Origin of the sequence: Paenibacillus sp. ACRSA (assembly GCF_022346845.1) — a bacterium.
Taxonomy (GTDB): domain Bacteria; phylum Bacillota; class Bacilli; order Paenibacillales; family Paenibacillaceae; genus Paenibacillus.
This window is the reverse complement of sequence record NZ_JAKRNP010000021.1, coordinates 50988-64412: the sequence shown is the minus strand read 5'-3', so window position 1 is coordinate 64412 and position 13425 is coordinate 50988. Positions and strand designations below refer to the sequence as shown.

The following is a 13425-nucleotide window of genomic DNA, read 5'->3' as shown; positions in this document are numbered from 1 at the left end:
GTTTGGTGGCGATAGCGGAGGGGTTCCACACGTACCCATCCCGAACACGACCGTTAAGCCCTCTAGCGCCGATGGTACTTGGACCGCAGGGTCCTGGGAGAGTAGGACGCCGCCAAGCGAAGAACCACTGCCGATGTTATTCGGTGGTGGTTTTTATTTTTCTCGGAAGAACATCTTATTTTCTGAGTATATATGTATTCAAGGGGTGCTAAGGCACCTCTTATTTGACTTTGCAGGATTCCTCTGACACACTCATAGAGAAGATATACAACACAAATCAGACCACACTGGGATGTTTTCATCATTTTCTAGAGAACGGGGTGCAGAATGAGATGGAATTTCGTAAATTAACAGCAGACGCTTTCGAAGAATGCATGGCGCTTTCTGAATATGCATTTCAATTTGTAATGAAAGAGGAGCAAAGGGAGAAACGCCAAAAACAGTTTGAAAAACACGATGTATGGGGAGTTTATGATGATGGCAGCCTAGGTGCCAAGCTCCACCTTATTCCTTTTCAAACGTATATTCATGGTCGATCATTCGACATGGGTGGAATTGCAGGTGTAGCCACTTGGCCAGAGTACAGACGAAAGGGCTGGGTAGCTGGTCTTCTCAAACACACATTGGAAGAAATGAATCGCAACAAACAGAGCATTTCGTTTCTGCATCCGTTCGCGTTTGCCTTTTATCGGAAGTATGGATGGGAAACATACATTGAGTACAAAAAATATAAAGTGCCTACTTCGCATTTACCTGCCAAAAAACAAACACCCGGAACGCTGCGCAGAGGCAATCCAGATCTGGATGTTTTAAAAAGTGTATATAATGCTTATGCGGAGCGCTATAACGGAATGTTGATCCGTGACGATGCGTGGTGGAAAGACTCGGTGCTTACGGAGGGAACCAGTCAGAAGGCCGTATATTATGATGAAGCTGGGCAAGCCCAGGGATATATATTATACGAGGTCAAGGAGCGTAAGTTCGCGATCGATGAGATCATTCATCTGAATGAAGAAGCGAGACAAGCCCTGTGGACTTTCATAGCCAATCATGATTCCATGATTGAAGAAGTTACATTACAAGCGCCAGCAAGTGACACTCTTGCTTTTCAATTGGATAATCCACGGATTCAGCAAGAGATTATTCCTTATTTTATGGCTCGTATCGTGAGTGTGGAGCAATTTATTTCTCAATATCCGTTTGCCAGTCAGGATTCCCCAGTACAGATTGCTCTTCAGGTTAAGGATGATCATGCACCTTGGAACGAAGGTGTGTGGCAATTAAATGTTGCCATGAATGGAACGGCTTCAATCTGGAAGGCTTCCGAACCTGTTTCTGAGGAGCAGACAGTACAAATGGATATTCAATCCCTTACTGCTGTGCTGATGGGGTACCGAAGACCTGCTGAAATGGAACAGATAGGCAGGATTTATGGGCCTGCTGAGGCAATTAGTGCTTTGGAGAATGCAATTCCTGTACGGGAAACGTATTTACTTGATTTCTTCTAAAGGATTAGAGTGATCAAAAAATTATAAGGATTAGTTTAATTGCAGCGCTGATGGTTCCTAAAATCACCTCATATAGCATAAAGGCGTAAAGGTAAGACAAATGGACTTCTCCAGCACTTTTGGAGAGGTTTTTTTGTGTCCAAAGAATATTTCGTGTAAAATCGTAAAAAATGAATAGTGACCCCACTTGGCAAACTCACAAAATATGCTATAATGTATATAAAGTCAAAGAAAGTCAAAGTCAACTGAGATCATCATTTCGTTTGACTTTCTTATGCCATCCGCTGAGTAGAGTGCGACTACACTTTTCTTTGCGGAACAAGCAGTATTAAAGGACCTTCGAGCGGCCTATACTCTCCCGGTAACACTTGTGCTATCCAGATTCGGTGTTTCACGGAATGGTTAAATGGGATGAGAAGGTGCACTCTGTAGGGGCGTGTGGGTCCTTATTGACTTAACGTTTCAGACAGTGGAGGATGAGTGGATGCGTAATATCTCTGATATTATCGAACAATATCTGAAGAGTATTTTGCATGAAAGTCCCGAAGGAATGGTTGAAATTCAGCGTAATGATCTGGCAGACCAATTCTCATGCGTGCCTTCTCAGATTAATTACGTCATCAGCACCCGATTTACCCTTGAGAAGGGTTATCTGGTAGAAAGCAAACGTGGTGGCGGTGGTTATGTACGTATTCAACGGATCGAACTACCTGCTCACTCGGCACTGCATAACCATTTGCATCATAGTATTGGAGATGAGATCGGGCAGACTGCTGCCGAAGGTCTGATCTACCAACTTGAGGAAGCGCGTTTCTTGAGCAAACGAGAGGCGGGGTTGATGCGGGCGGCTGTATCGAGAGAAATTATTTTGGTCAAACTTCCTTACCGGGATCAAATTCGTGCCAGAATGTTGAAGGCGATGTTAATATCTTTGCTCGGTAAATGAAAACTATCGGGATCAAAGGAGGTACATCAATGCTTTGCCAAGAATGTAATAATCGTCCGGCTACACTTCATTTCACGAAGATCGTGAACGGAGAGAAGACGGAATTTCATATCTGCGAGTCGTGTGCTCGTGAAAAAGGGGAAATGATTCCCGGAACAGCAGGTGGATTCTCCATTCATAACTTGTTGTCCGGTCTGCTCGATTTCGACCCATCTGGCAAAGGTGGATCCGCAGGAACACCACCTGCTCAATCCCTTCGATGTGAAGAATGTGGCATGACGTATTCCCAATTTAGCAAAATCGGCCGATTCGGCTGTAGCTCATGTTATAAATATTTTGATAGCCGTTTAGACCCGTTGTTCAAAAGGGTACATGGCAGCACCTCCCACGTAGGTAAAGTACCTGCAAGGGCGGGTGGGCGTATCAAGGTCAAACGACAAATTGCAGATTTGAAACGTACTCTTCAAGAAAGTATCACGCAAGAAGAATTCGAAGAAGCTGCGCAGATTCGTGACCAGATCAGAGAACTTGAAAAAGAAATAGCTCAGGAGTAAAGTTTGACATGAGTTTGACATGAGTAGGAGGGATGCGTAATGCCTAATCTGCCTTTTACAGAGAAGGCGCTCAGCGATTGGATGCGCAGTGATGCGGCTGATTCAGAGATCGTCATTAGCAGCCGTGTCCGGATCGCACGCAACCTACAGCATTATCCATTTCCGATGCTTGCATCCAATGAGCAATCGGAGGAAGTGCTGAATAAGCTGAGCGAAGTACTTCAATACGACGATGTTCATGCTTTTGGAAATTTCCACACTTTGGATCTAATCGATATTGATGAACTCGACAAACGTGTATTGGTGGAGAAACATCTGATTAGTCCCAGTCTTGCGAATGAATCCAAGAACGGCGCTGTCATTCTTAGTGAGGATGAATCCGTCAGTATCATGATTAATGAAGAGGATCATCTTCGGATCCAATGCCTCTATCCGGGGTTCCAGGTGAAAGAAGCCTGGGAGAAAGCTTCTGCGATAGATGATGCTTTTGAAGCGCATGTGGATTATGCATTTGATGATCGTAGAGGATACCTGACCAGTTGTCCTACCAATGTCGGTACAGGTGTAAGGGCATCCGTAATGATGCATTTGCCGGCTCTGGTCATGACACAACAGATTGGACGTATTCTAACGGCGGTTTCCCAGGTAGGGCTTACTGTCCGAGGGATTTACGGCGAAGGTAGCGAAGCAATGGGTAACCTGTTCCAGATCTCTAACCAGATCACGCTAGGACAGACCGAGCAAGAAGTTATCGAAAATCTGCATAGTGTTGTTTTACAGATGATTGGGCATGAACGTACGGCTAGAGAGCGACTGATTACAGACTCAAGACTGCGTATTACGGACAGGGTTATGCGTTCTTATGGTATTCTGTCTCACGCTGCCATTGTGGACTCGAAGGAAGCTGCACAGCGTCTCTCCGATGTTCGTCTTGGTGTAGATCTAGGTCTGCTGGAAGGACTCACTATACCGGTGATGAACGAGCTGAACGTCATGACTCAGCCTGGTTTTTTGCAGAAAACGTTCGGGGAAGATATGCGTACAGATGAACGAGATATCTACCGTGCTCAGCTAATTCGGGATACGATCAACCCCGCAAAGTAAGGTAGCTTTTCCAGAATTATAAATGAGGTTTCACGCTGCAATTGCAGCTTTTATATAATAAGGCAGATTTACATCAGGTCATAGCAACGTTTCTACAATAATTGATGTGAAATGCTTAATGATTTTATTCGCAGCATGGCTGCAGACAACGTGTTATAAAGAATACGGTGGAGAGCTTGGTTCAGTTGCTCTAGCCCGTTTTATCCAAAACCATGGAGGTGCAGGAGATATGATGTTTGGAAGATTTACGGAACGTGCCCAAAAGGTACTGGCATTAGCGCAGGAAGAAGCTGTCCGTCTCGGTCATAATAACATCGGTACTGAGCACATTTTGCTCGGCCTCATTCGTGAAGGCGAAGGTATTGCAGCCAAAGCGCTGATCGGCCTGGGACTCGGATTGGAAAAAATTCAGGATGAAGTAGAAACGCTGATTGGCCGTGGTCAGGAGCAACCTACTAACATTGCATATACGCCTCGTGCGAAGAAAGTAATTGAGCTATCTATGGATGAAGCCCGCAAATTGGGACACACATATGTAGGAACAGAACACATCTTGCTTGGATTGATCCGTGAAGGTGAAGGTGTAGCAGCACGTGTACTTAATAACTTAGGTATTAGCTTGAACAAAGCTCGTCAGCAAGTGCTTCAATTGCTGGGTAGCAGCGAAGCGGTATCAAGTCATAACGGAACACCTGCTAATGTTAGCACGCCAACTCTCGACAGCCTGGCTCGTGACCTCACGGCCTATGCGAGGGAAAACAATCTTGACCCTGTGATTGGACGTAGCAAAGAGATTGAGCGCGTAATTCAAGTGCTGAGTCGTCGTACGAAGAACAATCCGGTATTGATTGGTGAACCAGGGGTAGGTAAGACAGCGATTGCTGAAGGGCTTGCCCAAAAAATTATTGCAAACGAGATTCCAGAAACATTGCGTGATAAACGTGTTATGACACTGGATATGGGTTCAGTTGTAGCGGGTACGAAATACCGTGGTGAATTCGAAGATCGTTTGAAAAAAATCATGGATGAGATTCGCCAAGCAGGTAACATCGTCCTGTTTATCGATGAGTTGCATACTTTAATCGGTGCAGGTGGAGCAGAAGGTGCAATCGATGCTTCTAACATTCTGAAGCCAGCTCTGGCTCGTGGAGAATTGCAGTGCATTGGTGCAACAACGCTGGATGAATATCGTAAATATATTGAAAAAGATGCAGCGCTTGAGCGTCGTTTCCAACCTATTACGGTGGATCAACCATCCCCAGAAGAAGCTATTCAAATTTTGCACGGCTTGCGTGACCGTTATGAAGCCCATCACCGTGTGAAAATTACAGATGAAGCAATTGTACAGGCGGTTAAATTGTCTGATCGATATATTACTGACCGTTTCTTGCCGGACAAAGCGATCGACTTGATCGATGAAGCGGGTTCCAAAGTAAGATTAAATTCATATACAGTACCACCAAACTTGAAACAATTGGAGAGCCGTCTGGAAGATATCCGCAAGGAAAAAGATGCAGCGGTGCAAAGCCAAGAGTTCGAGAAGGCGGCAGCTCTGCGTGATACGGAACAAAAAATCCGTGAAGAGCTAGATGTAACGAAGAACCAATGGAAAGAAAAACAAGGTCGCACAGATTCTGAGGTAACACCTGAGGATATCGCACAAGTGGTAGCCAACTGGACTGGAATTCCGGTGAACAAGCTGAAAGAAGAAGAAACGCAGCGCTTGATGAACCTGGAGCAAATTCTCCATGAACGTGTTATCGGTCAAGATGAAGCTGTGAAATCTGTCAGCCGTGCTGTACGTCGTGCTCGTGCTGGTCTGAAAGATCCGAAACGTCCAATGGGTTCATTTATCTTCCTGGGTCCTACTGGGGTTGGTAAAACCGAGCTGGCTCGTGCGCTGGCTGAAGCGATGTTTGGTGATGAGAATGCAGTAATCCGTATCGATATGTCTGAGTATGGTGAGAAACACTCCACTTCAAGATTGGTCGGAGCGCCTCCAGGATATGTCGGTTATGAAGAAGGCGGTCAGTTGACAGAGAAAGTTCGTCGCAAACCGTACTCCGTAGTCCTCTTGGATGAAGTCGAAAAAGCACATCCAGAAGTGTTCAACATTCTGTTGCAAGTGCTTGAAGATGGTCGTCTGACAGATTCCAAAGGCCGCGTAGTTGACTTCCGCAACACATTGATCATTCTGACATCCAATGTGGGTGCAGAAGCGATTAAACGTAACTCTACGCTCGGATTCACTGCTGTGGTAGATGCAGGAGCAGATTATGACAACATGAAGGGTAAAGTAATGGATGAGCTGAAGAAAAGCTTCCGTCCAGAATTCCTTAACCGGATTGATGAAATTATCGTCTTCCATTCTCTCGAAGAAAAACACATTGCTGAGATTGTTACACTCATGAGTGAAGAACTTCGGAAACGACTGCGTGAATATGAAGTCGACTTCGAGCTTACGGACAATGCGAAGGCATTCCTTGCCAAAGCGGGCTTTGATCCAGCTTATGGTGCACGTCCACTACGTCGGGCAATCCAGAAGCATATCGAAGACAAATTGTCAGAAGAGTTGCTCACAGGCAATGTGGTCAAAGGTGACTCCTTACTCATTGATGAGGATAATGGCGCCTTGTCTGTAACTAAAAAAGATATTGTTCCTTCCACGGAAGAGATCGAAACGAAGTAACCCAATCGGGATCATTCGTTAAGAAATTCGTGGGAACGACTAAAGACCTTTCTGGCCTATGCCAGAGAGGTCTTTTTTGCAATCTGACCCATCTGGCTTCTTACCACTGATGAAGTGGCAATAACAGGAGTAGAAGATTCAGGAACATGTGTAAAGTTTACGATAATCCTTTACGAAAAATCTCAAACAATGGTAAACTTTTATTAACCCTGCGCGTTAGGAAGTCGGGGCAAAATTCGTCGAATAATGCAAAATGCTGTTATAAAATAAATGGTAGGAGTGCTGAAGTGGCCAAAGTAAAAACCAAGTTTCAATGTACGGAATGCGGCTATGAAGCCCCCAAATGGTATGGTAAGTGTCCAGGTTGTCAGTCATGGAATTCAATGATAGAAGAAACTGAAACGGTGGTCAAAACACAAGGGAGGAATTCTCCCCTATTTGACAGTAAAGATAAACCGCTTCCTATCATAGATATAGATAGCGGTCAGGAGCCGCGAGTGCAGACTGGAATTGGAGAACTGAACCGTGTATTGGGTGGCGGGATCGTTCCAGGTTCTCTCGTTCTGGTGGGCGGAGATCCGGGTATCGGAAAATCAACATTGATGTTGCAGACGTCTCATGCGTTGACACATTCAGGTTTACGTGTGTTATATGTATCGGGCGAGGAATCGGTAAAACAAACCAAATTAAGAGCAGATCGTCTTGGCGCACTCTCTCCTGAGCTATATGTGCTGTGTGAAACCAATATGGAGCGTGTTGAAGAAGCGGTGGAGCAGATCCAGCCGCATTTTCTTGTCATCGACTCGATTCAGACAGTATATTTGCCCGAAGTTACCAGTGCGCCGGGAAGTGTAGCTCAGGTAAGGGAATGTACATCAAGGTTCATGCGAATTGCCAAAGGTCGAGGCATTGCAACGGTTCTCGTAGGGCATGTTACCAAGGAAGGTGCCATTGCTGGGCCACGTATGCTAGAACATATGGTGGATTGTGTGCTCTATTTTGAAGGGGAGCGTCATCATACGTATCGTCTATTGCGGGCAGTGAAGAATCGTTTTGGTTCCACGAATGAGATCGGTATTTTTGAAATGGGTGAAGATGGACTCCGTGAAGTCGGTAATCCATCAGAGCTCTTTCTGTCGGAACGTCCACTCGGCGTAGCTGGATCTACGGTGGTAGCGAGTATGGAAGGAACACGACCCTTGCTCGTGGAGCTACAGGCATTAATCTCTGCCACTCATTTCCCTTCTCCGCGTCGTATGGCGACAGGCATAGATCACCACCGGTTAAACTTGATCATCGCTGTATTGGAGAAACGGATGGGAATGTTTCTGCAAACCCAGGATGCCTATCTTAATGTAGCGGGGGGCGTACGCCTAGATGAACCTGCTGTGGATTTGGCAGTTGCAATCAGCATCGCTTCTAGTCTAAGAGATGTACCAACCAAACCAGACGATGTCATATTTGGCGAAATTGGTTTGACGGGTGAAGTTCGAGCTGTATCACGAGCCGAACAACGTGTAAAGGAAGCCGAGAAGCTTGGCTTCAAACGAGTCATTTTACCAGAAAAAAGCTTAAAGGGCTGGAAACATCCTCGCGGGATACAACTGATCGGTGTAAATACCGTGGCAGATGCACTAGCGGTCGCTTTAGATTAGGGGGCATAACAAGATGAAAGATTCGAGCCAACTGGATAATATGAATGAGTTGTTAAGGTTGATCGCACCAGGTACACCTTTCCGCGAAGGTCTGGAGAACGTGCTGCGCGCCAAAACGGGGGCACTGCTTGTTGTAGGATACAGCCCTGAAGTGATGGAAGTGGTTGACGGGGGATTTTCAATTAATTGTGATTTCTCTCCGAACTACCTGTATGAACTTGCAAAAATGGATGGTGCCATCATTCTCAGTGAGGATCTGAAACGAATTTTATATGCGAATACTCAACTGATTCCAGATTCGTCTATATCTTCTTCAGAAACAGGGATTCGTCACCGTACAGCGGAGCGCGTAGCGAAGCAAACAGGCAAATTGGTGGTGTCCATCTCCCAACGTCGGAATATTATTACCCTGTATCAGGGAACACTCAGATATTCACTGAAAGAGATCGGTGTAATCTTGACCAAGGCCAATCAGGCTATTCAAACGTTGGAGAAATATAAAGCCGTTTTGACACAGTCTCTAACCAACCTCAGTGCTTCAGAATTTGAAGAACAGGTAACCATTCCCGAAGTCGTGAATGTTATTCAGCGGACAGAAATGGTGATGCGGATCAAAACGGAAATTAAACGGTATATTCATGAATTAGGCAACGAAGGAAGACTGATCTCCATGCAAATGGAAGAGCTAGTAGGTACAACGGAAGAAGAGGCATGGTTGCTCTACAAAGACTATGCACGCGACGATAGTGATGACAAGATTCGCGAAATTATTGTGGGTTTGAAGAGATTGTCGGATGATGAACTGCTTGATGCACATCATATTGTACGTTTGCTCGGATACCCTTCATCAGCAGCGACGTCTGAGGACTCGGTTGCGCCACGTGGATTCCGGGTATTAAATAAGATACCCCGTCTACCCAATGTCATCATTCATAACCTGGTGGATCAATTTGAACAGTTGCCTCAAGTTATTATGGCAACCATTGAAGAGTTGGATGAAGTGGATGGAATCGGTGAAGTGCGTGCTCGCACGATCAAGGAAGGTCTGAAGCGACTACAGGAGCAAATGTTTATCGACAGACAAATGTAAGAGTTGTGCCTATAATGGCTTGAAGATGATGAGGTGAAACAACGATGTTAACCAGATTCATTCCGAATCTCTTTACCTTAGGTAATCTGTTTCTTGGAATGATGGCAATATTACTTGCAATTGAGGGGAACTACAGTTTAGCAGCGATTATGGTTATTGTTGCGATGCTACTGGATGGTCTGGACGGACGGGTGGCACGAGCATTGAATGCCCAGAGTGAATTTGGCAAGGAGCTGGACTCTCTGTCGGATATGGTATCGTTTGGTGCCGCTCCAGCGCTGATTGTGTTTATGGTTTCATTTCAAGATGCTTCACCAGTATTAGCTTGGATTGCAACGGCGAGTTTTCCAATCTGTGGTGCGATTCGCTTGGCTAGATTTAATGTACGTCCGGGGATTCCGGGATACTTCACGGGTCTGCCGATTCCAGCAGCAGGTGGGGTGCTGGCGACACTATCTTTGTTTAACAAAGATATCGGCCCAATCAGTATGATCATCGCCACATTGTTGTTGTCTTATCTGATGGTGAGTTCACTCAAATACCCCAACTTTAAAAAGGTCGGCTTACCTCGTAAAGCGATCTGGATCGCTCCATGGGTGGTTGCCTTTGCAGTAGCTATAGCGGTTATGTTCCCAGAGAATTTGTCGAAGTTAATCTTTATTCCACTTGTGCTGTATGCTTTATATGGAATGAAGCACAATTTACGGACAGCAGCCTCTCGTAGCCGAGCTAAGAAACGTAGAGAAGAGAAGTCTTCCCGTTCGGATCGGTAAAAGGGTATAAAAGCAATCACGTATATTTATATGCTATAGAGCAGTTTCAATAATGCAAAAAGCACGTGTGCTCCGACTTCGGAGCCACGTGCTTTTCTCGTTATTCCAATCTATACGTTAACAACCAACCTCGTGCAGTGATGATGCATCGTTTATGACAAATTGAACATCCCTAACGTCGAACATTTCTGTGACTCGTGATTCACGACCTCTTCCATGTTGATGTCCAAGAGATTGCAGAGAGCAGACATATAAAACAGGTTGCGTCCTAGTTCGGAACTGATCACCTCTTTACAATTCTCACACAACTCACCTTCGACATGCGTCTCCAGTAAACCCTTGGTCTGAGCAATACCACTCTCAGGGGCATACTGTTGCTTCGTAGCGTGCAGCTCAATGCAGCCGCATTCGGTAATGGCCTTGGACACGGCACGGTTGACCGAAGCCCCGGCTTGTCCCGTTTTGGACAGCACATCAATCAAACTGCGGTGACGCAATAACAGCTCAGAAACTTGATCCTGAAAAGCCTGTAAACTTAGCGTACTCATTTTGCTACTCACCTCGGGATATGAATTGAATTCATTATATGCCAATTTTTTATCTTCTTTCAACTAAGGATTGCATCTTTTCCAAAAAGTTCTTGTTTATGGGATTAGCATTTTAGGAATTGGATCATACTGGATATGAAGATGGAAATATCATGAAGGAGGTGCAGGGACGTATGTGGAAAAAAGGCATTTTAACTTTTACAGGATTGTGCGGAGCATGGTTCGGCTATACAGCATATCATCTGGCAGGGAAATCCATCCCTTGGATGGCAGAATGGATTCAATCCGCAGGGCTCTTGGGAGCTGGGGTATCCACTGCGCTGGGAGCCGTATTATTTATGGCTGCATGCAATCTAGGTGGCACACTGATCGCCGATCGACTGCATAATGGAATTAATGCTTTGGCAAAAGTACCTATGAATGAATTAGCAGCAGGTGCAGTAGGTACGGTTACAGGTTTATTGGTGGCGTTGTTGCTCTATCCTTGTTTAACATGGTTAGGGACAGCCGGAGAGGTGCTCCAAGTAGCGCTGACGGTTGTTAGTGCATATTCGGGCTATATGCTTGCACTAGCCAAAAAAGACGATCTAGCAGCCTTCTGGATGTCAGGACGATGGGGGCATCCTGAGGCAGATGAAGGACGACGCTTAGAGGAACATAAGATTTTGGATACAAGCGTAATTATTGATGGGCGGATTGCAGATATTTGCAAAACCGGATTTATCGAAGGCACGATTGTCATCCCTGAATTTGTGTTGGAAGAATTACAACATATAGCTGATTCATCCGACCTGTTGAAACGAAACAGAGGGCGGCGAGGACTAGATATTCTGAACAAAATTCAGAAAGAGCTCGACGTTAAAGTGCTGATTTATGAAGGTGACTTTGAAGAGATATCTGAGGTGGACAGTAAGCTGGTCAAGCTTGCTAAAGTACTTCAGGGCAAGGTCGTTACGAATGATTTTAATCTGAACAAGGTGTGTGAACTTCAGGGTGTATCTGTGTTGAACATCAACGATTTGGCGAATGCGGTCAAGCCAGTTGTGTTGCCAGGTGAAGAGATTATGGTGCAGATCATTAAGGACGGCAAGGAACATGGACAGGGCGTGGCATACCTGGATGACGGTACGATGATCGTTGTAGAAGGTGGACGCGAGTATATCGGCATGATGATGGAAGTGCTGGTGACCAGTGTACTGCAGACATCTGCGGGAAGAATGATTTTTGCGAAGCCGAAACTGTTGGAAAAAGCCCAATAAAAACGGTATGATGGGTAGTGTATCGTAGCACATATTGGATATCCCTTGTGGTGTTTGATATAGCGAACGATAAACTGACAGACAAGGCAGGGATTGCGGCATGGATAAAGGGTGGGGCGTTGTCGTTGTGGCGGCAGGTCGGGGAACCCGGATGGGTACAACCGAGAGTAAACAGTTTCTGCTGTTGCAGGACAAGCCCGTTTTCATACATACGCTTGAAGTGTTTGCGGCTCTGGACGAGATGCGCGAGATCGTGCTGGTGACCGGAGCTGGAGATGTTGAACGCTGCCTGAATTGGGTAAAAGAATACCATCTGGAATCACGAGTTCGTGTCATCCCCGGCGGGAAAGAGAGACAGCATTCGGTCCATGAAGGCCTCAAGGCCCTAGGAACGGATTGGGTCCTCGTTCACGACGGGGTACGTCCTTTTATTAACCGTGAGCAGATCAACGCTTGCATGACAACTGTGCTGTCTGGCGGGGGTGCTGTTCTGGCGGTTCCTGTTAAGGATACGATCAAACAAGTGAATGCGGAAGGTGTCGTTACGGCGACGCCAGACCGCAGCAGTCTGTGGAGCATTCAAACCCCGCAGGCTTTTCGTCTTTCTGCATTGATGCTTGCATATGAGTCGGCAGAGAAGGATGGCTTTCTAGGAACAGATGATGCGATGCTGGCAGAACGCCAGGGCATAACAGTCAAGGTTGTGGAAGGCAGTTATACGAACATTAAGTTAACGACGCCGGAAGATTTACAGTATGCCGCGTTTTTGCTGAGGGGAGAGAAATAGCAATGATTCGTGTAGGACAAGGGTTCGATGTGCATCAGTTAGTAGAGGGAAGACCTTGCATTATTGGCGGAGTGACTATTCCTCATGAAAAAGGGTTGTTAGGCCATTCGGACGCTGACGTGCTGCTACATGCCATTAGTGATGCTATTCTGGGTGCGCTGGCACTTGGTGATATCGGCAAACATTTCCCGGATACCGATCCGGAATTTAAGGATGCAGACAGTGTGAAACTCTTGGAACATGTGTGGCAGCTTGTGAAGGATCGGGGATACCGCCTTGGTAACATTGATTCAACCATCATTGCACAGAAGCCGAAGATGGCACCTTACATTCCACAGATGGCCGAGGTTATCGCTAAGGTACTGGAAGCGGAAGTGGATCAAGTGAATGTCAAAGCAACAACGACAGAGCAACTCGGATTCCCTGGTCGTGGAGAGGGTATTGCAGCTCAATCGGTTGTTTGCCTTGTTCGCGTGTGATATCATCAACCAACGAAGAGACGGAGGGGATAG

General features: G+C 45.9%; 12 protein-coding genes and 1 rRNA gene. 12 read left to right on the top strand and 1 reads right to left on the bottom strand.

Features of this window, described 5'->3' with window-relative positions; translation table 11 throughout:
• Position 1: 1 nt before the first annotated feature.
• The 9 genes from rrf to pssA all read left to right on the top strand — a co-directional run bounded on the left by rrf (position 2) and on the right by pssA (position 10319).
• Positions 2-118, top strand: a 5S ribosomal RNA gene (rrf, locus tag MH215_RS27900).
• Positions 119-332: 214 nt separating this feature from the next.
• Positions 333-1508 carry a GNAT family N-acetyltransferase gene (locus MH215_RS27895; RefSeq protein WP_239294139.1) on the top strand — a complete coding sequence of 392 codons (1176 nt, stop codon included), beginning with the start codon at positions 333-335 and terminating at the stop codon, positions 1506-1508.
• A 484-nt stretch (positions 1509-1992) separates the two neighbouring features.
• On the top strand, positions 1993-2454 hold the full coding sequence (locus MH215_RS27890; protein ID WP_024633618.1) for a CtsR family transcriptional regulator: 462 nt from the start codon (positions 1993-1995) through the stop codon (positions 2452-2454).
• Between the two features lie 29 nt (positions 2455-2483).
• The gene (mcsA, locus tag MH215_RS27885; RefSeq protein WP_056697612.1) at positions 2484-3008 is read left to right on the top strand and encodes a protein-arginine kinase activator protein McsA; all 525 of its coding nucleotides are present in this window, start codon (positions 2484-2486) and stop codon (positions 3006-3008) included.
• A gap of 39 nt (positions 3009-3047) precedes the next feature.
• Entirely contained in the window at positions 3048-4112 is a 1065-nt protein-coding gene (mcsB, locus tag MH215_RS27880) for a protein-arginine kinase McsB (protein WP_056697615.1), read from the top strand.
• 229 nt (positions 4113-4341) lie between these two features.
• A complete protein-coding gene (locus tag MH215_RS27875; RefSeq protein ID WP_145053376.1) occupies positions 4342-6801 on the top strand; it encodes an ATP-dependent Clp protease ATP-binding subunit in 2460 nt (819 codons plus the stop codon).
• 287 nt (positions 6802-7088) lie between these two features.
• Positions 7089-8456, top strand: a complete 1368-nt coding sequence (gene radA / locus MH215_RS27870) for a DNA repair protein RadA (RefSeq protein ID WP_056697618.1) — start codon at positions 7089-7091, stop codon at positions 8454-8456.
• A 13-nt stretch (positions 8457-8469) separates the two neighbouring features.
• A complete protein-coding gene (gene disA / locus MH215_RS27865) occupies positions 8470-9546 on the top strand; it encodes a DNA integrity scanning diadenylate cyclase DisA (protein ID WP_056697620.1) in 1077 nt (358 codons plus the stop codon).
• A 44-nt stretch (positions 9547-9590) separates the two neighbouring features.
• Complete coding sequence (gene pssA / locus MH215_RS27860; protein WP_239294138.1) at positions 9591-10319, top strand: CDP-diacylglycerol--serine O-phosphatidyltransferase; 729 nt, start codon at positions 9591-9593, stop codon at positions 10317-10319.
• Between the two features lie 152 nt (positions 10320-10471).
• Here the strand turns inward: pssA and MH215_RS27855 are convergent, their stop codons facing one another.
• A complete protein-coding gene (locus tag MH215_RS27855) occupies positions 10472-10867 on the bottom strand; it encodes a nucleoside triphosphate pyrophosphohydrolase family protein (RefSeq protein WP_056697625.1) in 396 nt (131 codons plus the stop codon).
• Positions 10868-11040: 173 nt separating this feature from the next.
• On the opposite strand from MH215_RS27855, the gene MH215_RS27850 reads away from it, so the two are divergent.
• From MH215_RS27850 to ispF, 3 genes are all read left to right on the top strand, one after another.
• On the top strand, positions 11041-12126 hold the full coding sequence (locus tag MH215_RS27850; RefSeq protein WP_056697627.1) for a PIN/TRAM domain-containing protein: 1086 nt from the start codon (positions 11041-11043) through the stop codon (positions 12124-12126).
• A gap of 100 nt (positions 12127-12226) precedes the next feature.
• Positions 12227-12913: a 2-C-methyl-D-erythritol 4-phosphate cytidylyltransferase gene (ispD, locus tag MH215_RS27845; protein WP_239294137.1), complete on the top strand. Its 687-nt coding sequence runs from the start codon at positions 12227-12229 to the stop codon at positions 12911-12913.
• Positions 12914-12915: 2 nt separating this feature from the next.
• Positions 12916-13392, top strand: coding sequence for a 2-C-methyl-D-erythritol 2,4-cyclodiphosphate synthase (gene ispF / locus MH215_RS27840; RefSeq protein WP_056697632.1), 477 nt, complete (start codon positions 12916-12918; stop codon positions 13390-13392).
• The last annotated feature ends 33 nt before the right edge of the window (positions 13393-13425 follow it).